The organism is Desulfobulbus sp., assembly GCF_031547805.1.
Classification (GTDB): Bacteria; Desulfobacterota; Desulfobulbia; order Desulfobulbales; family Desulfobulbaceae; genus Desulfobulbus.
Genome location: NZ_JAVBRQ010000020.1, coordinates 56,795 through 80,929, shown reverse-complemented (window position 1 = coordinate 80,929; position 24,135 = coordinate 56,795). Strand labels below are relative to the sequence as shown.

23 protein-coding genes are annotated in these 24,135 nt (G+C 59.1%); 18 read left to right on the top strand and 5 right to left on the bottom strand.

Translation table 11 applies throughout. The features are described 5' to 3' along the window. Positions 1–272: 272 nt before the first annotated feature. The 4 genes from RMR13_RS07605 to RMR13_RS07590 form a co-directional block, all read right to left on the bottom strand. Positions 273–1,145, bottom strand: a complete 873-nt coding sequence (locus RMR13_RS07605) for a methylenetetrahydrofolate reductase (protein ID WP_310600040.1) — start codon at positions 1,143–1,145, stop codon at positions 273–275. 96 nt (positions 1,146–1,241) lie between these two features. Further along, entirely contained in the window at positions 1,242–1,580 is a 339-nt protein-coding gene (locus tag RMR13_RS07600; RefSeq protein ID WP_310600039.1) for a J domain-containing protein, read from the bottom strand. Beyond that, complete coding sequence (gene plsY, locus RMR13_RS07595) at positions 1,577–2,188, bottom strand: glycerol-3-phosphate 1-O-acyltransferase PlsY (RefSeq protein ID WP_310600038.1); 612 nt, start codon at positions 2,186–2,188, stop codon at positions 1,577–1,579. The genes RMR13_RS07600 and plsY overlap by 4 nt, the downstream gene beginning before the upstream one ends. A 39-nt stretch (positions 2,189–2,227) precedes the next feature. Further along, a complete protein-coding gene (locus tag RMR13_RS07590; protein ID WP_310600037.1) occupies positions 2,228–3,091 on the bottom strand; it encodes a YkgJ family cysteine cluster protein in 864 nt (287 codons plus the stop codon). 177 nt (positions 3,092–3,268) lie between these two features. Here RMR13_RS07590 and def point away from each other — a divergent pair, with 177 nt between their 5' ends. The 7 genes from def (at position 3,269) to RMR13_RS07555 (ending at position 10,207) form a co-directional block, all read left to right on the top strand. Further along, on the top strand, positions 3,269–3,778 hold the full coding sequence (gene def / locus RMR13_RS07585; protein ID WP_310600036.1) for a peptide deformylase: 510 nt from the start codon (positions 3,269–3,271) through the stop codon (positions 3,776–3,778). After that, positions 3,775–4,716 carry a methionyl-tRNA formyltransferase gene (gene fmt / locus RMR13_RS07580; RefSeq protein WP_310600035.1) on the top strand — a complete coding sequence of 314 codons (942 nt, stop codon included), beginning with the start codon at positions 3,775–3,777 and terminating at the stop codon, positions 4,714–4,716. The genes def and fmt overlap by 4 nt, the downstream gene beginning before the upstream one ends. Continuing rightward, positions 4,716–5,936 (top strand): nickel pincer cofactor biosynthesis protein LarC, encoded by a 1,221-nt coding sequence (gene larC / locus RMR13_RS07575; protein WP_310600034.1) that lies wholly within the window; start codon positions 4,716–4,718, stop codon positions 5,934–5,936. Before fmt ends, larC begins: the two co-directional genes overlap by 1 nt. Before the next feature lie 115 nt (positions 5,937–6,051). Then, positions 6,052–6,510, top strand: a complete 459-nt coding sequence (locus tag RMR13_RS07570) for a phosphatidylglycerophosphatase A (RefSeq protein WP_310600033.1) — start codon at positions 6,052–6,054, stop codon at positions 6,508–6,510. 824 nt (positions 6,511–7,334) lie between these two features. Continuing rightward, positions 7,335–8,027: a penicillin-insensitive murein endopeptidase gene (locus tag RMR13_RS07565; RefSeq protein ID WP_310600032.1), complete on the top strand. Its 693-nt coding sequence runs from the start codon at positions 7,335–7,337 to the stop codon at positions 8,025–8,027. A 699-nt stretch (positions 8,028–8,726) separates the two neighbouring features. After that, complete coding sequence (locus RMR13_RS07560; RefSeq protein ID WP_310600031.1) at positions 8,727–9,569, top strand: HDOD domain-containing protein; 843 nt, start codon at positions 8,727–8,729, stop codon at positions 9,567–9,569. A gap of 101 nt (positions 9,570–9,670) precedes the next feature. After that, positions 9,671–10,207, top strand: a complete 537-nt coding sequence (locus RMR13_RS07555; protein ID WP_310600030.1) for a DUF3011 domain-containing protein — start codon at positions 9,671–9,673, stop codon at positions 10,205–10,207. A 95-nt stretch (positions 10,208–10,302) separates the two neighbouring features. Here RMR13_RS07555 and RMR13_RS07550 read toward each other — a convergent pair whose 3' ends face one another. After that, complete coding sequence (locus RMR13_RS07550; RefSeq protein ID WP_310600029.1) at positions 10,303–12,852, bottom strand: sigma 54-interacting transcriptional regulator; 2,550 nt, start codon at positions 12,850–12,852, stop codon at positions 10,303–10,305. Positions 12,853–13,193: 341 nt separating this feature from the next. On the opposite strand from RMR13_RS07550, the gene RMR13_RS07545 reads away from it, so the two are divergent. From RMR13_RS07545 to RMR13_RS07495, 11 genes are all read left to right on the top strand, one after another. Continuing rightward, complete coding sequence (locus RMR13_RS07545) at positions 13,194–13,490, top strand: DVU0150 family protein (protein WP_309413233.1); 297 nt, start codon at positions 13,194–13,196, stop codon at positions 13,488–13,490. A gap of 21 nt (positions 13,491–13,511) precedes the next feature. Then, positions 13,512–14,567, top strand: a complete 1,056-nt coding sequence (locus RMR13_RS07540; RefSeq protein WP_310600028.1) for a sulfite exporter TauE/SafE family protein — start codon at positions 13,512–13,514, stop codon at positions 14,565–14,567. Between the two features lie 30 nt (positions 14,568–14,597). Then, positions 14,598–15,215, top strand: a complete 618-nt coding sequence (locus RMR13_RS07535; RefSeq protein ID WP_310600027.1) for a DUF4881 domain-containing protein — start codon at positions 14,598–14,600, stop codon at positions 15,213–15,215. A 73-nt stretch (positions 15,216–15,288) separates the two neighbouring features. Continuing rightward, complete coding sequence (locus RMR13_RS07530; RefSeq protein ID WP_310600026.1) at positions 15,289–15,510, top strand: hypothetical protein; 222 nt, start codon at positions 15,289–15,291, stop codon at positions 15,508–15,510. Next, positions 15,507–16,331 carry a hypothetical protein gene (locus RMR13_RS07525; RefSeq protein ID WP_310600025.1) on the top strand — a complete coding sequence of 275 codons (825 nt, stop codon included), beginning with the start codon at positions 15,507–15,509 and terminating at the stop codon, positions 16,329–16,331. Before RMR13_RS07530 ends, RMR13_RS07525 begins: the two co-directional genes overlap by 4 nt. Positions 16,332–16,513: 182 nt before the next feature. Continuing rightward, positions 16,514–18,205, top strand: coding sequence for an ATP-binding protein (locus RMR13_RS07520; RefSeq protein ID WP_310600024.1), 1,692 nt, complete (start codon positions 16,514–16,516; stop codon positions 18,203–18,205). Positions 18,206–18,214: 9 nt separating this feature from the next. Continuing rightward, positions 18,215–18,598 carry a response regulator gene (locus RMR13_RS07515; protein ID WP_309413239.1) on the top strand — a complete coding sequence of 128 codons (384 nt, stop codon included), beginning with the start codon at positions 18,215–18,217 and terminating at the stop codon, positions 18,596–18,598. Between the two features lie 109 nt (positions 18,599–18,707). Further along, positions 18,708–20,498: an ATP-binding protein gene (locus RMR13_RS07510; RefSeq protein WP_310600023.1), complete on the top strand. Its 1,791-nt coding sequence runs from the start codon at positions 18,708–18,710 to the stop codon at positions 20,496–20,498. Between the two features lie 9 nt (positions 20,499–20,507). Beyond that, complete coding sequence (locus RMR13_RS07505; RefSeq protein WP_310600022.1) at positions 20,508–20,924, top strand: response regulator; 417 nt, start codon at positions 20,508–20,510, stop codon at positions 20,922–20,924. A gap of 28 nt (positions 20,925–20,952) precedes the next feature. After that, positions 20,953–23,565 (top strand): PEP/pyruvate-binding domain-containing protein, encoded by a 2,613-nt coding sequence (locus RMR13_RS07500; protein WP_310600021.1) that lies wholly within the window; start codon positions 20,953–20,955, stop codon positions 23,563–23,565. A gap of 68 nt (positions 23,566–23,633) precedes the next feature. Further along, positions 23,634–24,011: a hypothetical protein gene (locus tag RMR13_RS07495; RefSeq protein WP_310600020.1), complete on the top strand. Its 378-nt coding sequence runs from the start codon at positions 23,634–23,636 to the stop codon at positions 24,009–24,011. Positions 24,012–24,135 lie beyond the last annotated feature (124 nt).

Below are 24,135 nucleotides of genomic sequence, written 5' to 3'. Positions count from 1 at the left end.
CGCGATCCAGGGTGTTCGGGTTGTTGCAACTGTTCGTGTTCCTGATCCGTTGACCAGCAACTGTGGCTGCCGTCTGAGTCGCTCATCGTGCCTCTGTAGGAATGAAGTATCGGCCCGGTGCGTTTCGACGCGCCCGGGCATTTGGTGCGGGCAATATATTGCGCCGGCCGAGAATCACAAGGAATTTATTGGTCCGGAAAAAGGTTGAAACCGCCGGTTGAACAGGGGGGAAGGATCGAGTCGCCTCCAGGGCTTGTGCAGGAAATGAAGGGTTACAGGAGGCCGTCCAGAACCGCCAGGCACATGTCGGCCTTGTTGAGGGTGTAGAGATGGACGCCGGGGGCACCGCCGTCGAGCAGGCCCTTGACCTGCTCCCGCGCATAGGCCATGCCGATCTCGTACACCGCGCCGGCACCGCCCTGCTCGTGGGCCTTGGTCAGGGCATTGATCAGGCGGCCGGGAATGCGGGCGTTGCACATCTCCAGGACAAAACGCAGGGAGGCCAGGTTGCGGATGGGCAAGATGCCCGGCACCACCGGCACCGTCACGCCCCGGGCGTGCAGGCGTTCGACATAGTCGAAGTAGACCCGGTTGTCGAAATACAACTGGGTGATGACGAAATTGGCGCCGCACTCCACCTTGCGCCGCATCACCTCCAGGTCGGCGGCAAAGGAAGGCGCTTCGGCGTGGGCTTCGGGAAATCCGGCCACCCCGATGGCCAGGTCCGGATGGCGGGCGCGGATATGGGCCACCAGGTCCGCGGCATGGGGAAAGGCCGCGAACAGTTCGGCATCGGTGCCGGTGTAGCCGCCGGGGCGGTCGCCGCGCAAGGCCAGGACATTATCGATCCCCAGGGCGCGGATCGCCTCGAGAAAACCGTCGATCTTCTCCTGGTTGGCCGTCACTCCGGTGAGATGCGGCATGACCTCGAAGCTGCAGGTGTCGATCAGCTTCTCGCAGATCTCCAGGGTATTGGACTGGGTGGAGCCGCCGGCACCGTAGGTCACCGACACGAACAGCGGCCGCAGCCGGGCGAGTTCCTTGGCCGTTGCCAGGAAATCCGGCCATTCCTCCTGTTTTTTTGGCGGGAAGAATTCCAGGGAGACAAAGGGACCGCTTTTTTCGATTAATTGAGGAATTCGCATTCCATTCTCCTTGTGGCTGGCCGTGCCGGGACACCCGGTCCGAGCGGCATGGCTAAAAAACGATTCGCATGACGGACGATTCGGCGACGCAGGGACTCATCGTCCTTTGGGTTTGCGGTTGCCCCACAACGGATCCGGCCCGAACCGGGCCTGCCACCAGTCCTCGGGGTCGTACGGGTCGAGCCCGGCATCTTCGGCTTCCTCCCGTTTCAGGGGAAAGCGGTATTCGTTGCAATACCGCATCAGCAACTCGTAGGCCGCGGTGATCCGGTACATCTGTCCGCCACTGTCCGCCGAGCCGCTTTCGGCGGCATCCGGATGGTGCTGCTTGCTCAGCCGGCGGTAGTTGCGCTTGATCTCGGCCAAACTCGCCCGTTCCGGGAGCCGCAGCACCTCCCTGGCCTGCTCGATGGCCTGCCACTCCCTGGCATTCATGCGCGGTCCTTTTTCTGCCAGCTTTTCTCGGTGCCGTCGAGCAAACGGCCGATGTTCTGGGAATGCTTGATCCAGATCAGCAGGACAATGAAGGCCGCCAGCCAGAATTTCCATGCCGGGACCTGGAGCACCAGCAGCACCACCAGGATCGAGGCCGAGCCGAGGAGCGAGCCGAGCGAGACATAGCCCGACAAAATCACGCAGGCCAGGAAGACCAGCAAACAGCTCAGTGCCGCCGGCGGCGCCAGGTAAAGAAAGGCGCCCAACGCGGTGGCCACGCCCTTGCCGCCCTTGAAGCGCAGGTAGACCGGGAACATGTGGCCGAGCACCGTGGCCGCGCCGCAGAGGGCGATCAACAAGTCGCGGTTGGGATCGGCGCGCAACAGCAGGGAGACGATAAACATCGGCAGGAAGCCCTTGAGCATGTCGCACACCAGGGTCAGGGTGCCCATTTTCTTGCCGAGCAGGCGGGCCACGTTGGTGGCGCCGATGTTCCTGCTGCCCTGGGTGCGGATGTCGATGCCGCTGCTCCGGGACAACAGCAGGCCGAAGGGGATGGCTCCGATCAGGTACGAGCCGAGGATGCACGCGGGTGCGGTGAAAAGCATGGTGTTCCTTTGTTGAACGACAGGGGTTGGTCGGAAAAATCAGGCTTTGTTGTGCCGGAAGATCATGTCCAGTTCGCAGGCAGCGGCAAAGGCCGCGATGTCCTCCCGGAGCCGGCGCACATAGGGGCAGTCCACTACGGCCAGCAGGGTTTGGCGCAGGCGGAGTACCGGCCGGTCCCCGAGGGTTGTCGGCTCCAGCACATAGGGGAAAATCTGCGGCCGGCGGCAGACCTGGGGCCGGTCGCCATAGATCCGGCAGTGGCCGGAGGGCGCCTCCAGGTTGGGGCAGCGGCTTTCCCGGGGCAGGATCAGGCTCCAGCCGGGCTGCCAGCGGATCAGCACCGGCGCGGTCCGGTCGAAGAAGTCCCGCCCATCCAGCCGAAGCGGCGGCTCGTCGTCCGGCCGGCGCGTTCTCGTTGTTTCGGATTCGACCCGCGTCACCGGAAACAGGCCGGTTTCCTCGGATCGCAGCGGAATTTCGAAATAGCCGTGGGCCATGGCCGCCTCCGGGCCGACGCAGCAGAGCGTGCAGCCGCAGGGCGCGCAGAGCAGGCTGTTGATCCGCTCCAGCTCGCGGGTGAGGACCTGTTGGGCCACCAGGGCCGCGGTTGCGGTCATGGGATCCACCGGTCGATCGTCGGCGTCGACTACCTCGGCCGACACCGGCATTCCGGCCTTGAATGTTTCCAGCGGTGCAAGCAGATCGGTGTACGGGTCCAGGTCGGCGGCCGGATGCGGGTACCGGGCAAAGGGGGTTTCGATCTCTTCGGTCAGCTGGCCGATCACCTCGGCCACCGAGTCGAAGTCGCCGGTCAAATACAGGAACTGGACAATGGTCACCAGAGGCAGAACCGGCTGTCGCAGCAGGGTGCGCCCAGGTGCCAGGGCATCTTGTTCAATCATCTCGCATCCATTCACAATGGCCCGCACCCTACACAAAAAAAAGCCGAAAAACAAGCGGCCACCGCGCAAAATCCGCCCAACAAGCCGTAGATACCTTTACTTTGGCCCGCAAACTGATTACATACCTCGATGCCTCAGCATCATGACGGCGCCCCGGCGCCAGGAACACCGACAATTATGGCCCTACGAACGATCGTCACCTATCCGCATCCGGTCCTGCGCCAGGAAGCGGAACCCATCACCGTTTTCGACCAGGAGCTCAAAACCCTGGTCGAGGACATGGCGGAAACCATGTACCAGGCCCCCGGCGTCGGCCTGGCGGCCAACCAGATCGGCGTTGCCCGGCAGGTGGTGGTGGTCGACCGCTCCACCGTCGAAAACGAACGTACCTATATTACCTTGGTCAATCCGGAGATCAGCGACGGCGAGGGCAGCGTCACCGACGAGGAAGGCTGCCTGAGCGTGATCGAGTGCTATGCCAAGGTCGAGCGGTTCCGCAAGATCCACGTCACTGCCCGGGACGTGGAAGGCAATCCCTTGGAATTCGACGCCGAAGACCGCTATGCCCGCATCATCCAGCACGAGGTCGACCACCTGCGCGGCACCCTGTTCATCGACCGGCTGAGTTCGCTCAAACGCGCACTGTACAAGAAGAAACTCAAGCGAATCCTCCAGGAACAGGAATGAGCGCTTCCTTGCGGATCGTCTTCATGGGCACGCCGGATTTCGCCGTGCCTGCGCTTCAGGCCCTGCTCGACGGTCCGGAAGAGGTGGTGGCCGTGGTCTGCCAGCCCGACCGGGAACGGGGCCGGGGCAAGAAGGTGAGTCCGCCGCCGGTCAAGGTCCTGGCCGAACGGCACCGTATTCCGGTGCTGCAGCCCGAGTCGGTGCGTACAGCCTCCTTTTTGGAGGAAATGCAGGCCCTGGCGCCGGATCTGCTGGTGGTGGCCGCCTACGGCAAAATCCTGCCCCAGTCTCTGCTCGACCTGCCGCGTCTGGGCGCGATCAACGTTCACGGCTCGCTGCTGCCCAAATACCGGGGCGCGGCCCCGATTCAGTGGGCGGTGATCAACGGCGAGGCCGAGACCGGTATCACCATCATGCAGATGGACGCGGGCATGGACACCGGCGACATCCTGCTGACCGTCGCTGTCCCCATTGGCCGGCAGGAAACGGCAGGCGAGTTGTTCGGCCGCCTGGCCCTGCTGGGCGGGGAAGTGCTGGGCAACGCCGTTGCCCGCCTCAAACAAGGCACCCTGGCCGCGCGGCCGCAGGCGCACGATTTGGCCAGCCACGCGCCGATGCTCAAGAAGGAAATGGGGCACCTCGACTGGACCCTGCCGGCCCGCCGCCTCCACGACCTGATCCGGGGGCTCGACCCCTGGCCCTCGGCCTACGGCTTCATCGACGGCAAGCGGTTTCGTTTTTTCTCTCCCGAAGTCGTGCCAATCCGCGCTGGCAGCCCGCCCGGCGCCATCTGTCGGGCCGACGGCCAGGGCCTGCTGGTGGCCACCGGCGACGACTGCCTGCTTATCCGGGAAATCCAGCCGGAGGGCAAGAAGCGGATGGATGCCGCCTCCTGCCTGCGTGGCCTCCGCATTCTCCCCAATACTCCGATCACCTGATGCAAACGGCCTATCTCGACTGTTTTTCCGGCGTCAGCGGCGACATGCTGCTCGGGGCGCTGATCGACACCGGCGTGCCGGCGGATTATCTTCGCCAGGTCGTGGCCGGGTTGCGGCTTTCCGGGGTCGAGCTCGCGGTGGAGCGCAAGGTGGTGCAGGGCTTTGCCGCCACCAAGGTCACGGTGGCCTGCGGCGGACATCACCATGGACACCAGCACCGCGAGCACCAACACGAACAGCGCCACGAGCATCGTCATCTGGCCGACATCGCCGATCTGCTCGCGGCCGCCACCGTGCCGCCGTCGGTGCGGGACACGGCCCTGGCGGTGTTCACCCGCCTGGCCGAGGCCGAAGCGGCGGTCCATGGCACCGCGGTCGATACCGTCCACTTCCACGAGGTCGGGGCAGTGGATGCCATCGTCGACATTGTCGGCACCGTGGCCGGGTTGGCCTTCCTCGGCGTCGAGCGGCTGGTCTGCTCGCCCTTGCCCTTGGCACGGGGTTGGGTGGCCTGCGATCATGGCGAAATTCCTCTGCCCGGACCGGCGGTCTGTCGGCTTTTGGCCGGAGTGCCGGTGTGCGGCGAGCATCTCGATCAGGAACTGGTCACCCCTACCGGGGCAGCCTTGGTGCGCGAGTTGGCGCGCGATTTCGGGCCGATGCCGCCGATGCGGCTTGCCCGGACCGGCTATGGAGCGGGTTCCCTGGTGCGGCACGACGGCCGCCCCAACCTGCTCCGCCTGATGCTCGGCGAGTCGGTCGAGGCGACCGAAGCCCGGACGGTCGAGGTGATCGAGACCCATCTCGACGACTGGAATCCCGAATTCTGGCCCCTTGCCAGCGAACGGCTGCTGGCTGCCGGTGCCCTCGACGTCTGCCTGATTCCGATTCAGATGAAAAAGGGACGGCCCGGCTTCCTGCTGCGGGTGATCGCGGAGCCGGCCACCCGGTTGGCCGTCGCCACGACGCTGTTCAGCGAGACCAGCACCATCGGCCTGCGACTACGCCGGGAGGAGCGGATCACCCTGCCCCGGAAAACGATTACCGTTTCCACCCCTTGGGGCGAGCTGGCGGCAAAGCAAATCGCCACCCCGGCTGGCGAGGTTGTCGCCCCGGAATACGAGGTGTGCCGGGAGGTGGCAGAGCGCCACGGTGTGCCCCTGCAGACGGTGTATGCCGCAGTCGGCCGCCACCCGCTGCACCGCAAGGACGAACCATGAAGCGTCTCGTTGTTTTGGTGGATGGCGGTCGGGAACAGGCCGAACCGCCGCCGGCTTGTTCCCGCCAATTGAGGCGGCTAACCTCCATGTCTTCAGCCGTCGAGGCGACTGCCTGATGGATCGGGTGCTGATGTTCATCGCCACCGGGGCCGGTAGCGGGTATCTGCCCGTGGCGCCGGGCACCTGGGGCTCGGCGGTCGGTGTCCTGCTTTGGCTCGGGCTCTCCCGCCTGGAGGCGATCTCTTATCTCGTCGCGGTGGCGGTACTGTTCGTTCTCGGCGTCTTCGGGGCCGGGGCGGCGGAGAAAATCGTCGACCGGCCCGACCCTTCCATCGTGGTTATCGACGAGATCGTCGGCCAACTGATCACCCTTTGTTTCGCCCCCCCGCACCCCGCCGCTCCAGTGGCCGGCTTTCTCCTTTTCCGTTTGTTCGATATTCTCAAACCCTTCCCCGCGGGCTGGATCGATCGCCATCTGCACGGCGGCTTGGGCGTCATGCTCGACGATGTGGTCGCCGGGTTCTATGCCCTGCTGGCCCTGCACCTCGGGTACTGGTTACTCAAGATGCTGTGATCGCGGACCGTAAGGGTGCGGTGCTTTCGACAGGGCCGGTGCCCAGATGACGGTCGGTATCCCGACGCCGCTCAATGCTCCTGTTGCTGAAGAAAAGGAAAATCTCCGCTAATCGTGGTGACCACGAGAGTATTGCCTGTCCGGAGACGGTGGCCGACTTTTCGTGAGATGCCGCTGTTTACCGGTGGTGACCAAGGGTACAACTACCGGATTGCTTTCCTCGGATCGATGCGGTAGACACGCGATTGGTCACGCATCAAGGGTAATCGTAGGCATTGTTGCTATCTGGCCTCGCTTGTTTTCCTGCTGCTTGCACCCGACCGACCAAGCTTGTTTTCGTAACCAGACGACGTTCCCGCCGTGCTCCACGAAAACCTGCAAAAAGATACTCGACCGGACGGGTTCGGCAGCCCGGAGTGGGCGCGGGTCGCGGCCAGCATTGCGATCCAGGCACCGGGAGCGATGCCAGGGCAATGCGCGCGTGCAAGGGGAGGTTGTGCGCACGCACAGGAAGCGGGCGGGTGTTCCTTCAGCGAGAGGCCGCTTCGTGGCACGGCTTAAATCAATCTGATTACCATCGAACCCAAGCCAAGCACGCTTGCCGGCAATCGGCGGCGTTCTTCACGCGCCGGAAAGCCGGTTGGTCAAACGAGATCTCTCACTGTGTTCGAGATGACCATGTGGCCAGCGTTATCCTTGTCCCGGGCATCCTTTGTTTGTCGTTTCGACGAACGCAGTGAGGAGCAATCTCAAGAAATAATACCCTCCGGGATCAATCGGCTGAATTTGAATGGTCATCGGTTAAATCAGACGTTTGCAAAAAAATGAAGAGAGAATTCACCGCCATACTCTTGGCTCTTTCGTGCTGTCAATGGGCATATGCAGAAGAAACTCCCAGTACCTGTTACGGCACCACCAAGGATGGTCGCCTGGAAAATGCCTGGCAGTTGCCGTCGTCAGGAAAAAATTTCGAAGCCTATAGCTCCTTGGGCGTATTTCTCGGCCGCAATTACGTTCACAGCAAGGTTTATGCAATTGTAGTGAATGCTTATAAAACGCTTGAATCCTCAGCTCCGGGAAAGATTTTCGTTTATGGCGAGACCGGATTGGAAGATGGCGGCCGTTTCAGGCCTCACAAGACACATGCCAATGGCTTGTCGGTGGATTTCTTCGTGCCTGTTGTCAATCCAGCTGGTGTTTCGGTCAAATTGCCAGTGGGCCCTTGGAATAAATTTGGTTACAATATCGAGTTTGACAGGAATGCTCGATACGAAGACATGACCATTGATTTTGAGGCAATGGCGAGGCATCTGCTTGCTTTGAAACAAGCAGCCGATACGCAAGAAGTCGGTATTAGCGTCATCATATTTGACAATTCTTTTCAAGAAATGCTTTTTGCAAGTCCTACAGGTAAAAAGCTACCGACATTGATGCGCTTTTCCGTAAAAAAGCCATGGGTGCGGCACGATGAACATTATCATGTCGATTTTGATGTGCAATGTGCCGATGGTGGTTGATTGCTCCATGAGCCGAAGTTCCTCAATTCCTGAGCGACAATCAGGTTTCTCACCTTCGCGCACCAGACCTGGTTGCTCCTGTCGATGATCAAGCTGCGCAACAGGTAGGAATAGTGTTGTATGCCGGGTCCGGTACGCGGATTTTCGGCTTCTGGTATACCCGCCAGGAGTTCCGCCAGCCTCACCAGGTGACCGAAACGTTTCTTGCCGACTTTGGCCCAGAAAGACCAGGTGGCGGCCCATCTGGCGCACACCCAGAAGCGCCATTCGGTGGACGCCCCTTCGATTCTCCTGCATCAAGGTGAACTCAAACTCCGGTCGGCGTTGTGGTCATGCACCCGGGCGAACAGTTCGACCGCTTCATGGACAAAGGTTTTCCCTTTTGCACTTTGCAAATACCGCTGGCATCCAGCAGGGTGCCGATTTCGAACTCCTCCAGAAAGGAAGAAATTCGGTTCTGCGGTCGCTTTGCCTCTTGTTGCTCCTGATAGTTTTGGGTATGCTTTATTCAAGTCTTTTCTTTTGATATCATTAAGTATTTTTGTAAATCCAGCGTATCGGAAAGCAAAAGGCTTATCCTGTTAAAAGGGCATCATTGCAAAAGGTTGGCTGCCGATCTTTCCTTACCGTGCCAACCCGGCAATTTGGGACCGCAACAATCGATCGAGACAAACAACGAGCCTGTCAGTCGAAGAATTCATGGACAAAAAAGATACAATTTTCGACACATTGAAAAATGCAATCGAGTCCGAGAAGCTAAGATTGCCCATTTTCGACAGCGTTTCCCTGAGGATTCAAATTGAGCTGACCAAGAAAGAGCCCAACTTGAAAACCATCAGAAATCTCATTCAATCTGACCAGGCACTTTCGTGCAATCTCCTTAAAATCGTCAATTCAGCGGGCTATTGCGGATTGGTCGAAATAACATCCGTTCAACATGCGATCTCACGAATCGGTTTGACAGAGATTTCAAAATTGATCGCAACCGAAATCAGCAGACGATCCTTCACCTCGAAAGACAGACAGATCAACGTCATCATGAAGAAGCTCTGGCAGCATTCCATCGGCTGCGCATTGCTTGCCGCCTGGCTATCGAATAAATTCGATTTCGGCGTGATGCAAAAAGAAGCGTTTTTCGGGGGATTGTTTCATGACATCGGAAAGCTGCTGATCTTGAAAATAATTTCCGACAAGAAACTCAAGAACAAGTCCATCAAGGTGCCCGACGAATCGATCTATAATTTGATGGACCTGTTGCACGAAAAGCAAGGCTACCAGCTTATTACCCATTTGGGGCTGCCCGCTCTTTATTCGGTGATAGCAAGAGATCACCATCTGAAAAAAATCGACGAGGAAAATTATTTGCTCGTGCTCGTCAGGATGGCTAATTACATTTGCCATGAAATGGGGATCGGCATGATTGTCGTCAACCTTTTTGACGATATTCTTGCGACCCCGGAGGCCAGGCAGCTCGGGCTTACCCAATCCGACCTGGATGAAGCCCAAAAATTCATCGGCGAATCTTCGGCGTTGACGGAGTAATCGATTTGCCTTGCATAATTTTTCTCAATTGATTCATCCTTACCGAATGGATACCCAGACCCACAACCCGATAGGATTTCCGTTCGATAGGGAGAATGATCATGCCGTTACCCCTGCCCCGCATCGCCGTTCTGTCCGTTTTGGCCGGCACCCTGTTGCTCTTTGAAGCTGCCCCAAGCCAAGCACGAATCATTACCTGTGAATCCTTCGACGACCAGCCGCGCTACTGCCGGGCCGATGTCCGTGGCGGAGTGCGCTTGGTCCAGCAACTCAGCAAAACGCGCTGCCGAGAGGAAGACAACTGGGGATACGATCGCTGGGGCGTATGGGTCAGCAAAGGTTGCCGGGCCAGATTTGAAATAAACTCCTACGCGGCCGAACCGTATTGGGGCGGCCCCCCTCCCGACAACCGCTATGACCGGCGGGACCATTATCGCGGCAACGCGCCCCATGGCACCATCAAGTGCGAATCCTGGGGTGATCGCCAGACATTTTGCCGCATTCCGCTGGGCAACGCGCAAGTAGAGATAGAACGCCAGCTTTCCAAATCCCCTTGCCAACTGGGAAGGAATTGGGGGTGGAACCGAGGAGGCATCTGGGTCACCGGAGGTTGCCGGGCCATCTTTGTCATCTACTGAGCAAAAAAGAAGAGGTCCGTCGATCCCGATACCTCACCCGGGCGATGCGTGCGTCACCTTGGCCCGCTGGAGCAGGGCGCCCCGGCCGACATGGCCTAAGTCCGGCTGACCAGATAGCGCGAAGATGGGCCCCGGCCGAATTTTCTCAACAGCCCCTTGGCGACCAGATCATGCAAATCATACTGGGCGGTGCGCACGGATATGGACTCGCCCACGACCGCCTGGTATTCGTTGCGCGTGATCATGCCACCGCGGACAATCACCGGCCAGGCCTTGCGCTGGCGATGGTTGAGCAGATGTGCAATCTCTTCGACCAAGGCATCGGCGGCCATTGATCCTTCCGGGAAAGCCGCAGGCTGGCTTACCGGCAGGGCAGGCTGAGGCAAGGCGGGCAGTACGGGACCCAATGCCAATAGCGGTTCGTCTTCGGCGATGCCCTCGGCGGTGCGCTCGTCGAAAAGAACATGCTCGGCAAGAAGCAAATCACCCTCGGCAAAAGCCAGCGAACGGGTAATACAGTTGCGCAATTCTCGAATATTGCCAGGCCAATCGTATCGCATCAGCTTTTCCAGCGCCCCTCGGCTGACTTGCACCGGTTTCGATCCGGTAGCACTCGCATTTTCTTCCAGAAAGGCCTTGACCAGGACCGGGATGTCCTCTTTGCGGTCGCGCAACGGCGGGGTGTTGATGGTGATGACCGCCAGGCGATAATAGAGGTCCTCGCGAAAGGAACCCGCCACCGCCAAATTCAGCAGATCGACATTGGTTGCCGCCACGATTCGGACATCAAAAGCGATATCCTTGTCAGACCCGAGTGGCCGGATGCGCCTGACCGACAAGGCCCGCAACAACACCTGTTGAACCCGGGCTGAGGCGTTACCGATTTCATCAAGGAGCAGGGTGCCTCCCGAAGCCGCCACAAATGCGCCTTTCCGGTCGGAATGGGCCTCGGTAAACGCTCCCTTGACATGACCGAACAGCGCATCCATCAGCAGATTTTCGTCCAATGCCCCACAGTTGATGGAAATGAAAGGGCCCTGCACCCGATGGCTGACCAGGTGGATGGCCTCTGCCGTCAGTTCCTTACCGGTACCGGTTTCACCGACAATCAAGACATCGGCGAGCACCTGCGAAGCCTTGTGAATTTGCTGGCGCAAATTGTGCGTGGCCCTGCCGCCGCCGATAATGCCGTGCAGGGGCGAGGCCAGCAGGCGGGCGTCGAGCAGCGGATTCATGCGGATTTCCTTGTCAAGATCGACAGGTTGCCGGGCGCGGTCATCCTCCAGAAATCCTTCGTGCAACAAAGAATCGTTTCGCGCAATGCGCAACTGGGTCAGTAAAATATTGATAGCTCGCTGAAATAAATTGATTTCGTCAAAAAGGGGCTCCAGTGTCAAGGGAGGGGCATCATCGCTGCCCACCCGGGCCTCAACCGCATCGCGCAACTGCAGCAACTGGCGTCTGAAGCAGCTGCCGATGAAGTACATGGCCAGAAACACCAGAATCAGGGCAACGAGCAGGCAAATCGCCAGGGTCCCGGCGATTCGGTAGGTCGAGGCCATGAAGACAAAACTAGCATCCACGCAGCCGATACCGCCGACGATCCGTTGGGTATCGGGACTTTCGAAAAAAGTGATGGGGACGTAGCTGAGATACAGGGTGCGGTCGCCGGAGGCGGGTACCAGAAACGGCCGGGACACGAGAAATTGCCCCGTCTTCCCGCCTTGCACGTCAGCCACCATGGCCCAATACCGGTCATGGCCCGATCCGGGACGAAAGGCGGTGGTGAAACCTGGGCGGCCGACATCGCCGGGGACCCCCATGCGCAACTGATCGACCGACAACTCTTCTTTGGGATGATCGGGCGATTCGGATTGAAAGAGCAGCCAGCCAGCCGAATCGAAAAAAAATGTCTTCTTTTGTTCACTTTCCTGCGGATACAGGAAAAGTGGAGAGTGGTTGGATGTGTGCAGGGAGATGATATCGCGCAAGCTCAACAGGTCGACTGAAAGGGTCAACTGGCCCTTGTACTGGTTATTCTCGCCATACACGCCCGTGGTCAGGCGGATGACATAAATATTGAACGCATTGGTCGCTCCGTGTACGGGCACGGAAGTATACACTACTTCAAGGGGATCGCTGATCTGAATCTGGCCGGGTTGTCTTCCGACCATGTTGTTCTGGCTCAAAAAAATTCCGAATTTTCCTCCCATGGCTTGATCGATCGGCACGTTGACGACTTCGGTGCCAGTGTTCAGCAACACAAAATGCTCGTCCGCCGCCAATCCTTGAAAAGCGATTTCACGGTAACGGTTGCGTACCTGCGGCGCCGTGTCTTCCCAATGATGCATCATCGCTTCTTGGGTGAGCGGCAGCCGCGACAGAAAATCCAACTCATAGCGGGCCGCGACCAGCAGTTGGTTGATCTCGTGGGCCTGGGCCATGGCCCGGAGTTGTGCATTGCGGGAATAGGCCTGGTCCAGATACTCGGCGACGGTTTTATAGACGAGCATGACCATGGTGGTCAGGATGGCTCCCATCAGCAGCATGCCGATAAACACCAGAAACTTGCCGATGCTCCAGGAAAAAATGGACTTTTCCACCCGAATGACGGGGTGCAGAAGCGGTGGATGCGAATACCGCATGTTTTTTCTCCTTGCGACACCTTGCGCTTGACAATTCCCTTTTGCCTAAACATTTAGCAATAAAAGCGCAAAGGCGCAATTCGTTTATCTAACTAGCTGAACATAAGCATCAATTTTTTTTCGTCTCGGGTGGCATGGCTTTTGGTTTAGGCCAGGCAGCTCGTTCACTCTCCGGGAACCGCTCTCCCCCGTTGTGTGCAGCCGGCTGATCTGAGCGCCCAGAATCTCCCTCTGCCGCGCTCAGATCTTACTTGCGTTCTCATCGCGGATTGCTCGATTCGGACCGAACCGGAATTTGGTATCCGTAGACCACGACAAAGAACACCCTGAGGAGGAAGAAGATGAAACAACGTTTACAGAGGTTATGGTGGACAGTCCTGGGCCTGATTTTGTTCGCTCCCAGCCTGTCTCTGGCAGCGGGAGGCGGTGGCGCCCCCATCGTCATTGTGGCGGACACCCGCAAACTTGACGGCGTCATGGCTTGGTGGGCCAATCTCTACAACGAGAGCCATGTGCAGTTCGCCGTCCTGACCATCATCATCATCCCGGTCACCGGCGTCATTTTCGGCGTCCTGGCGGACGTGGTCATGAACTGGATCGGCATCGACCTGAAATCCCGCGAGCTGGCTGAACATTAATCCTCGACAAAGGAGCGACACATGGAATGGCTGTATATCCTCATGCCCATTGCGGGCGTTAAAATTTTCTGGCCCGGCCTGATCATTCTCGGCGTCGGCGTCGGTATCATTGGTGGTTTTTTCGGCATGGGCGGCGCCTGGATGGTGACCCCCGGCCTCAACATCCTCGGTTTCCCCATGGCGTTTGCCATCGGTACCGACATCGCCCACATGGCGGGTAAATCGCTGATTTCAACAATGCGCCACGGCAAATTCGGCAACGTCGACTACAAATTGGGCCTTATCATGCTGGCGGGCACGGTCATCGGCTTCGAGGTCGGCGCCCAGATGGTCATGTGGCTTGAGCGAATCGGCTCGGTTGAAAAGGTCGTACGCTGGCTCTATATCGCCCTCCTGGCCCTGATCGCCTGGATGGTCTTCCACGATGTCGCCAAGCGGAGAGCCAAGGAAAAGGCCGCCGCAGCCATGGGCGAGAAACTGGAAGCCGGCGCCACCGGCGTCGAGTGGCACAAGACGCTGCACAAAATCAAAATCCCCCCGATGATCCACTTCAATGAAGCCGGCATCTACTGCTCCGCCTGGCTGCCCATTTTCGTCAGCTTCCTGACCGGTTGGCTGGCTGGTATCCTCGGTATCGGCGGCGGTTTGATCCGCATGCCCGCATTGATTTATATGGTTGGCTGCCCGACCCACGTCGCTGTCGGCACCGACCTGTTTGAAGTCGCCATCTCCGGTCTGTACGGCGCCCTGACCTACACCTACAAGGGACGTACCGAACTGGTCGCCGCCATGATCATGCTGGTCGGCGCGGCAGTTGGCGCCCAGGTTGGCGCGGTTGCAACCAAATACATCAAAGGTTACGGCATTCGTATCGCTTTCGGTCTCGCGGTCGTCGGCTGCGCGCTCTCCATCCTCATGAAGCTGGTCCAGCCGTGGGTGCCGCAGTACAAGGCCGCTCTCGACGTCTCGTCGACCGTGCTGGTTCTCGGTCTGGTCAGCCTGATGTCGCTGTACATCTTCGTACGGATGGTTGCCGGAGTGAAAGAAGAATTGCGCCGCAAGCAACAAAGCGCCTAACCGCGTGATTGGACAAAGGAGAACCTACTTATGAAATGGACAAACATATTGCTTTCGCTGGCCGCCGCCTCGTTGGTCGTCTCGATTTCGGGGTGCAACAAGGAAGATTACCCCAAGGTCGAACAGGGGCGGACCATCGCTTTCAACAAGGACACCAGGGAAGTGACCCTGATCCACGACAGCGCCATGGATCCCCAGAAACCGGTCTATGACGTCCTGCCGCCTTCGGTGTTCAAACTGCCGACCGATCCCGCGGAGACCGGTCCCGAACCGAAACCCGGCCAGCGGATGAAACTGGACACCGAGAAAAAAGTCATCGTCATATTCGACACCAAGACGCAAAAGATGTTAAACATACCGATCACGATCGTTGACCTGCAGCAGTCGATCGGCAAGGAACACCCGTTGGTTTATGACAAGGACGCCAAAAAGGCCAAGAAATTCCCGGTTGTCGACAAGGACAAGAAGAGCGTGACCATCTATTCCGGCCGCCAAAGAATGCTGTGCACCTTCTCGGTACCGGATGAGTACATCGGCTACCCGGAAAGCACCTGGGACGCTGGCGACGAAGTGCGGCTGACCTACAGGACCCCCGGCCAGTCCCTGCGCTTCATGAACATTTCCAAGACCGATATTTTCAAGAGATAACGCTTCAACATCGAGCATTACCAGTACCCGCGGGCGAAGCGTGCTTCGCCCGCGGCTTTCGTGGAGGCAGACCATGTCGGAATACAAGTTCTTTTTACTGCACAAACTGCTGGTCCTAAGCGTCAACATCTTGGTGCTCACCGCCCTGTTTATCGCCATGTACCGGGCCTCGCTCTTCCCGGACGATTTCACCCCCACTTTCTTCAAGACCCTTTTCCTCCTGCTCGCCCCCACCTTTTTCCTCGGCTTCATCGGCAAACGTCTGCTTGGCAAGCGCCGGCCGGCCCTGATATGATCGCAGGCGCCCGGTACGTTCTCTGGCAAAAACGCACCGGCGTATTGGCCATGGTGCTCCTGGTCGGGGCCATGCTGGCCTTGACCGATGCCCTGGTCGGCGGTTTCGGCGGCTCCCGCGGGATCGTCGAGCTCATTCCGGACACCCGCTACCAGATCAGCGGCCCCATGCCCCCGCGCACCGATGCGATCAAGGATTTCGTCATCGAAGGCCAACCGCAAGACGGTTCGATCCGGCTTTCGCCCGAAACCGTGTTTACCGGCTACTGGCTCGGCGGCAGCATGTGGCGCGGCCATATCGTGATTGCCCCCGAGGCCCGGGAAGGCGATTATGTCATCATCGTCAAGGATCGATTCGGGGAGAAACAAAACCCGAGCTTGGTCTTTCACGTGCGGATCTGGCCCGATCAGGAAACGCTGGCCGCCCACTCCGCCTCCTTTCTCACCCGGAAGACCGGGCTGAGCCCCTACCTGTTCGCCGTGGCCTTGGCGATCGGCGGTCTTTTGTCCACCGGCGCCAACTTTCTTTTCGGCAGACTGTGGGCACGCCACCTCAAGCTCCATAACTGCGGCGAGATCTATAAGTTGCGGCGGACCGGGCAGAAAACGGAAATCACCAGCGAACTCCCCTGCGGCGATCTCCTGCGCCCCGGCATGGAAGGAGCCGTCTACCGCGCCACCGGCGAGCGCCTCTGCTCGGCCCAGATCGTCCGCTGCGAGAACGGCGAGGTGCTGATGGTGGTCGACGACTCTCCCGAACTCGTCCGCTTGGGTGACGTGGCCTGCGCCTTCCCCGAGGCCATCGCGGCCGCGACAGAGTAAGGCCCTTGCCCTTCAGGAAAAGTCATTGACAACCTCCGGCATGCTTTGTAGTGATTACAGGAGGATAACAAATAATGGCTCTGGAGCATACATGAACGGACCCCATGGGTCCCGTTCCCTCTTTCCTCCTACCGACCAGACCGCCTGCGCAATCTGACCGGAATCGGCACAACAAGACCGCCATGGAACGAAATTATCGCAAACTTTGGTGGCAGCACTGCCTGGCCATCATCGGCTTTTCCGTTATCCCGCTGCTCATCGTCAACTATTCCCTCTATAAACTGTTCGACAGGATCTATACCGAAAAGGTCATGGACAGCCTGCGCAGCGAAGTCGAGAACCGCCGGGACTCCATCGATCTCTTCTTCAGGGAGCGCATCGCCCAGCTCTATACCATCGCCAATACCAATACCTTCCAGCAGATGACCGACGAGGGGTACCTCAACCGGATCTTCGAAATCATGCATGCCAAGTCCGATTCCTACATGGATATCGGCGTCATCGACAGCGAAGGCCGGCACCTCGCCTACGTGGGCCCGTATTACGAGATGCTCAAGCAGGTCAACTACAAGAACGAATTCTGGTTCAACGCGGTCAAGGCCAACGGTCTGTACATCAGCGACATCTTCATGGGTTTTCGCAAGGTGCCGCATTTCATCATCGCGGTCATGGTCCGCGAAAAGAACACCACCTGGATCCTCCGGGTGACCATCAACCTGAAAAATATCGACGATATCGTGCAAAAGGCCTGGTCCGGCACCTTGAGCGACGCGTTTATCGTCAATAAGAAAAACGTGCTCCAAACCCGCCCCCGGTTTGGCGGCAACTTCCTCGAAGTTCCGGCATTTCCGGAATACATGTCGGATTCGTTGAAATCCCATCCCTACCCCGACTACAGCGCGGCGGTGGCCACCAAGCTGGAACGGGTGACCTACAGCGGCATGGATGCCTTCTTTGCCGCCGTGCCCATCGACAGCACCAAATGGATTCTGGTCATCAAGGAAAATCCCGATGAAATCCTCTCGCCGCTGGTCAAGGGGCAGCACTGGATGCTGCTGCTCACCGCGGCCGGCTTGGCGATCATCGCCACCGGAGCCGCCCTGTTCACAAATGCCCTGATCAACCGGATCAAGGAAACGGATCGGGAAAACGACACCAATTCCGACATGCTCCTCCAGGCGAACAAGATGATCGCGCTCTCCAAGATGGCGGCCGGCATCGCCCACGAGGTCAACAACCCGCTGGCATCCATTGCCGAGAAGGCCGGCTGGCTGAAGGATCTCCTGGCCGAGGAAGACATTGCCGGCAGCCCGAATTTCGCCGAGTTCAACGAATCGGTCGACAAGATCGAGCAACATGTCGCCCGGGCGCGGAAAATCATCCACAACCTGCTTGGGTTTGCCCGCCGGATGGAACCGGCCAAGGAAAAGATCGACGTCAACAAACTGCTCGACGAGACCGCCGGCTTCCTGGAAAACGAGGCCCGCTACGTCAACATCCGGATCGACAAGCAATACGAGGACAACGTGCCGGTGATCACCAGCGATTTGTCCCAGATCCAGCAGGTGGTGCTCAATCTGCTCAACAATGCCATCGATGCCATCGGCCATGATGGCACCGTGACGGTGTCCAGCCGCTACCACGAAAAAACCAGCGAGGTGGAGATCAACGTCGCCGACACCGGCAAGGGCATTGCCGAGAACGATCTGAACAAGATTTTTGATCCGTTCTTCACGACCAAGGAGGTCGGCAAGGGGACGGGTCTCGGCCTGTCGATTTCCTACAGCATCATCGAGAAATTGGGCGGCAAGATGAAAGTACAGAGCAAGGTAGGCAAGGGAACGGTCTTCACCATTCTTTTGCCCAAACATTGAAGGGAGACGATGGATACATTGCGGGTGTTGATTGTTGACGACGAGGACGATTTCCGGGAGACCATAGTCAAGCGGCTGAATGCGCGGAAGATTCAGTCGGAAGGCGCCGCCAGCGGCGTCAAGGCTCTGGAGGTGCTCAAGGACAAGGATTTCGACGTCATTGTCCTGGATGTCAAGATGCCGGACATGGACGGCATCGAAACCCTGCGGCATATCAAGAAGCTCAAACCCGAGACCGAGGTCATCATGCTGACCGGCCACGCCTCGGTGGAGTTCGGCCTCAAGGGGATGCAACTCGGTGCCTTCGATTACGTCATGAAGCCGGCACCGCTCAACGAACTGCTCGACACCATCGGCCAGGCCTACAACAAAAAACGCGGGCTGATCCACTGATCCCCGTGCATGCGCGGCAACGGAGGTCCGGCGGACGGGAGACCGCCTGGATGGCCGCAACCCGCGCCAGGTGCCATTGGCCCGTGACCGAAGAGGCAGAGAACACGCTATGAGAGTCTGGGATACCAGTCATCTGCTCGACGACATACCGGCTCATAAGCAGGCCTCGGCCGAACATGTTTACGACCCTGCCGACAGCCAGGCCAACCTGTACCGCATCAGGTTCCATTTCAAGCAGCTTCAGGCCCGCCTGATCCTCGGCCTGGTCCTGGGATTTCTTTTGCCCAACGCCCTGCTTTCCGCCTATTTTCATTTCCAATTCACCCACACCCTGAAGGAAAGCGCCAAGCTCAGCCTGGCGGCGGTCGCGGAAAGCCAGAAAAACACCATCGACCTGTATCTCCAGGAACGGGTGGTCAATCTCTACAACCTGTTCCACAGCAAGGATTTCTCGCTCAATCCCACCCAGGAGCAGATGGACACCTTGCTGGCCAGCCTGAAGAACTTCAACGACGGTTTTGTCGACGTCGGCTTTTTCGATCCCAAGGGCGTCCAGATCGCCTACGCCGGTCCCTTCCATGCGCTGCTCGGCATGGACTACAGTCATGAGGCCTGGTACCGCACCTTGCTGGAGGACAACAGAAATTACCTGATCAGCGATATCTATCTGGGATTCCGCAAAATACCCCACTTCACCATCGCCATCAAGCAGGTGTTCGACAACCAAACCTACATGATGCGCGCCTCGCTTGACCCGGATAAATTCTATATTTTCCTGCGGTCCATCAGCCAGGGCAAGGAGGTGGAATCGACCCTGATCAACCATCAGGGGATCTATCAGGTGGTCGATCCCGGCCGCAGCCAATTCCCCAACCGCAGCGACTATATTCCGCCGGCGGCGTCGCCGGCCGGAGTGGAGGAATTCGAGCGCGACGACCAGAAAATGCTGGTGGCCTTTGCCCCGATCAAGGAAACCCCCTGGATTCTGCTGGCCATGCAGCCGGTCTCCGTGGCCCAGGCCGGCATGATCAAGGCCAGGTTGGTCCTGACCATCAGTTTGGTCGTCATCAGCCTGTTGATCTCGACCATGATTTTTTTCACCATCAAGCGGCTGGTCGACCGGGCCCGGCGCATGGCCGAAAAAGGGCAGCAGCTTCAGGAGATGCTGGCCCACGCCTCCAAGCTGGCCTCCATCGGCGAGCTGGCGGCGGGCGTGGCCCACGAGATCAACAATCCCCTGGCGATCATCATGGCCACCAGCGGCGTCATCCGCGACATGCTCAACCCGGAATTCGAGCTCGACCACAGTCCGGAGGCCATTTACAAGGAGTTGTCGGTGATCGACACCGCCGCCAACCGGGCCAAGGGGATCACCCGCAAATTGCAGGACATGGGCAAAAGCCGGGTGCCCAGCGTGGTGGAATGCGATGTCAACGGCCTGCTCGGTGAAGTGGTGGCCAGCCTGAAAAAGGTGGAACTCAAGCCCAAGCATATCGAGATCGCCAACAATCTGGCCTCGGACCTGCCGCGCATCTTCGCCGAGCCCGAGCCGCTCCGCCAGGTATTTGCCAATATCCTGATCAACGCCAGCGACGCCATCGACGACAAGGGCACGATCAGCATCACCACCGAGGCCAAGGAAGACACGATCCTGGTGACCATCACCGACAGCGGCCGGGGCATTCCGCCCGAGAATCTGCACCGGATCTTCAACCCGTTCTTCACCACCAAGGGCGGTGGCCGGGGCACCGGTCTGGGCTTGAGCATCGCGGCGAGCATCGTCAAGTACTTGGGCGGCGTCATCAGGGTGAACAGCATTCCGGGGACAGGCAGTTCGTTCACCATCCTGCTCCCCATCAACGCGCAGGCGCAAAAAACGATAAAACAACACGACAAATAAACGCTGGTTATGGACAAGAAACAACGAGAATTCAAAGTATTGCTGGTTGACGACGAGGATATCTTCCGCGAGGCCACGGCCCGTCAGCTGTCGGTGCGGGGCTTTATCGTGCTCACCGCCGAAAGTGGCGAGGCCGCGGTCGAATCCGTCAAGAACGATCCGCCGGAAGTGGTGGTGCTCGATCAACAGATGCCGGGAATGCACGGCTCCGACACCTTCATCGCCATCAAGAAGATCGACCCGCTGATCGAGGTGATCATGCTCACCGGCAACACCAGCGTGGACAACGCCATCGAGTTGATGCAGATGGGTACCTTCGATTATCTGATGAAGCCGATCAACATCGACGAACTCCTCTACAAGATCGAGGACGCCTACACCCGGAAAAAACTCAACGAAAAGCAGCAACGGGAAGCGGGGCAATGAGCCCCGCCCCTGCTGACAAGGGCGATTCATGCTGAAAAAACTGGCCGCATTCTCAAGAAAATTTTTCTTTCTGAGCCAGGAAGAACACGATCCGGTTCTGGAAGCCGAAGAGATGGAAGCTCTGCGGCTGACGTTCAAGTCCCGGTATCACAGCTTCAAGCTGCTGCTTGCCGCCAACAACCGGATTTTGGAAGGCATGGGCGACATCGAGCGGGCACTGCAGGGCAACGAATCCTTCAGTATGTCGTTCGTGCAGACGCACTCCACTGCGATCTCGGTCAATGTGTTCCGGATGATCAACGATATGGAGAACATCGCCCCCGGAAAATACACCGCCCTGAAGGACTGCTTCGTTGCCATCCAGAAGCAGATCGACGCCCTGCTCGGCGCCCGGAAGACCATCGTCGATCATCGGTTGGTCATTCCCCTGGCCGCGATCAACAGCGACATGACCGACCTGGTCGGCGGCAAGATGGCCAACCTGGGGGACGTCAAGAACAGGTTGCAGATGAACGTGCCCGCTGGATTCGGAATCACCGCCGCTGCCCACGAGATGTTCATGCAGGCCGACGGCCTCCAGCGGGAGATCGACCGCCTGTTCCAGGTGGCCGGATCCGACGAGGACCGCAACCTCGACCTGGTCAGCTCCCAGATCCGCCAGTTGATCATGGCCGCCGAGGTACCCGAGCCCATCTACCTGGCGGTGGTCGAGGCCTATTCCGCCATGAAGGCGGACAATGACGGCCAGGAAATCAAGATGGCGGTCCGGAGCAGCGCCTTTGGCGAGGATGCGGAAAACAGCTCCTTCGCGGGCCAGTACCGCAGCGAGTTGAATGTCGGCTTCTCCCAGTTCTTCTACTATTACAAGCAGGTCATCGCCTCCAAGTACAGCGTGCAGGCCATTGCCTACAAACTCAGCCGAGGCTTCCGCGACGAGGATATCGCCATGTGCGTGGGTTGCCTGGCCATGGTCGACGCCATTGCCGGCGGGGTGATCTACACCCGCAACCCGCTCGATTCGAAGGACGACGCCATCTACATCAACTCGACCTGGGGCCTGCCCAAGGCGGTGGTGGACGGCAACGATTTGTGCGATCTGTTCGTGGTCCGCCGCGACGACGAACTGACCATCCTCAAGCGGGAGGTCCAGCCCAAGGAGTACCATGTCATCTGCCTGGAAGGCGAGGGGTGCATCCGGGCCGTCACCGACGACGAGATGGCCAACCAGCCGTCGCTTTCCGACGAGCAGATCCGCGAGCTGGCCGATCATGCGGTCCGCATCGAACAGTACTATGAAACGCCCCAGGATATCGAATGGGCCATCGACGACGACGGCAAGATCTTCATCCTTCAGTCGCGTCCCCTGCAGCAGATGGAGGCCGTGCTGCCCGGACCGGAGCTGGACCTCAAGCGCTTCGAGCCCTCGCTGATCGTCGATGGCGGCATCAACGCCAGTCCCGGCGTGGCCTGCGGCAGGGTGTTCAAGGTGGCCAAGAAGGTGGACATCCTCCAGTTTCCCGAAGGGGCCGTGCTGGTGGTGGAACAGGCCCTGCCCACCTGGGCGCCGCTGGTGGCCAGGGCGGCGGCGGTGGTGTCCGAACAGGGTGGCTTTGCCGGCCACCTGGCCAACGTGGCCCGGGAATTCGGCATCCCCGCCATCTTCGGCGTCAAGGGGGCCATGGCCAAGATGCGCAACGGCGACTCGGTCACCGTGGCGGCCGATCTCGGCCAGGTCTACCTGGGCAACATCGGCCCCCTGCTCGAGTGGACCCGGCCGGAACCCAAGCTGATGCTGGGCAGCCCGGTGTACGAAGCGCTGAAGGAGGTCAGCCGGCACATCATCCCGCTGCACCTGCTCGACCCGGAATCGCGGGAATTCGCACCGCAGAACTGCCAGACCTTTCACGATATCACCCGCTTTATCCACGAGAAGTCCGTGGTCGAGATGTTCAATTTCGGCAAGGACCACAGTTTTTCCGAGCGGTCCAGCAAGCAGCTCCATTACCGGGTGCCGATGAACTGGTGGATTCTCAATCTCGACGACGGCTTCAGCCATGAAATCCATGGCAAGTACGTCAAACTGGAGGAGATCGCCTCGATCCCCATGCTGGCCTTTTGGGAGGGATTTGCCGCCATTCCCTGGGACGGGCCTCCGGCCATGGACGGTAAGGGCATGACCTCGATCATGTTCCGCTCGACCATGAACACCGCCCTGGTCGCCGGGGTGAAATCCAAGTACGCCGACCGCAATTATTTCATGGTTTCCAAGAATTACTGCACCTTGAGTTCGCGGCTCGGCTACCATTTCTCCACCATGGAGGCCATGGTCAGCGAACGGTCCGGCGAAAACTACCTCGGGTTCAAGTTCAAGGGTGGCGCGGCCGATTTCGAGCGCTGCCTGGGCCGGGTCCATTTCATCCGCGAGATCCTGGAGCGCTACGGCTTCCGGGCCGTGGTCAACGGCGACAACTTAAGCGCCCGCATCGAAGGCTACGACATGGAGTACATGATCGGTCGGCTCAAGATCCTGGGCTATCTGACCCTGCACACCCGCCAGCTCGACATGATCATGGGCAACAGCGGGCTGGTCACCTATTACATGAACAAGCTCACCAAAGATATCGATACCCTGCTGCCGTGAGTGGAGGCGTTGGTTTTACAACAGGGCCGATCGCCGGGAAATCGGGCGAGTTTGACCAAGGGGACACCATGACACAGACAATCCGTTCGCTGGCCGTCGCGCTCTGGTGCCTGTTGCCGGCCATCCCCGGCCTGGCTGCGGATAAGGCGACGATCCAGAAAAACGTCGACGAGGTGGTGGCCGCCATCAACAACGGCAAGGAGGCCACGGCTTACGCCGCCAACGCCTATACCCCCTATGTCTTCATCATGACACCGAACGGCAAGCTGATCGTCCATCCCTACCTGGCCAAGGAGTATCTCCAGGAAAAGGCCGCGCCCATTTACAAGGCGCTGCTGAAGGCAACTCCGGAGGGCGCCTGGGTGAGCTATTTTTGGAAAGGAGCGGAAAAGGAAACCTATGTCCGCAAGACCAACACCGACCTGACCGTGGGCAGCGGCCAGTGAGCGCCGCTTAACCAACCGGAGTACCGTTGCCGCCAGGGCGCGGAACATACGCCACCACCAACACTTTCCGGCCGATTCCGGCCGACGATCCTTGCCGGTCGCCGGCCGGACCGGCCTCAGCCGC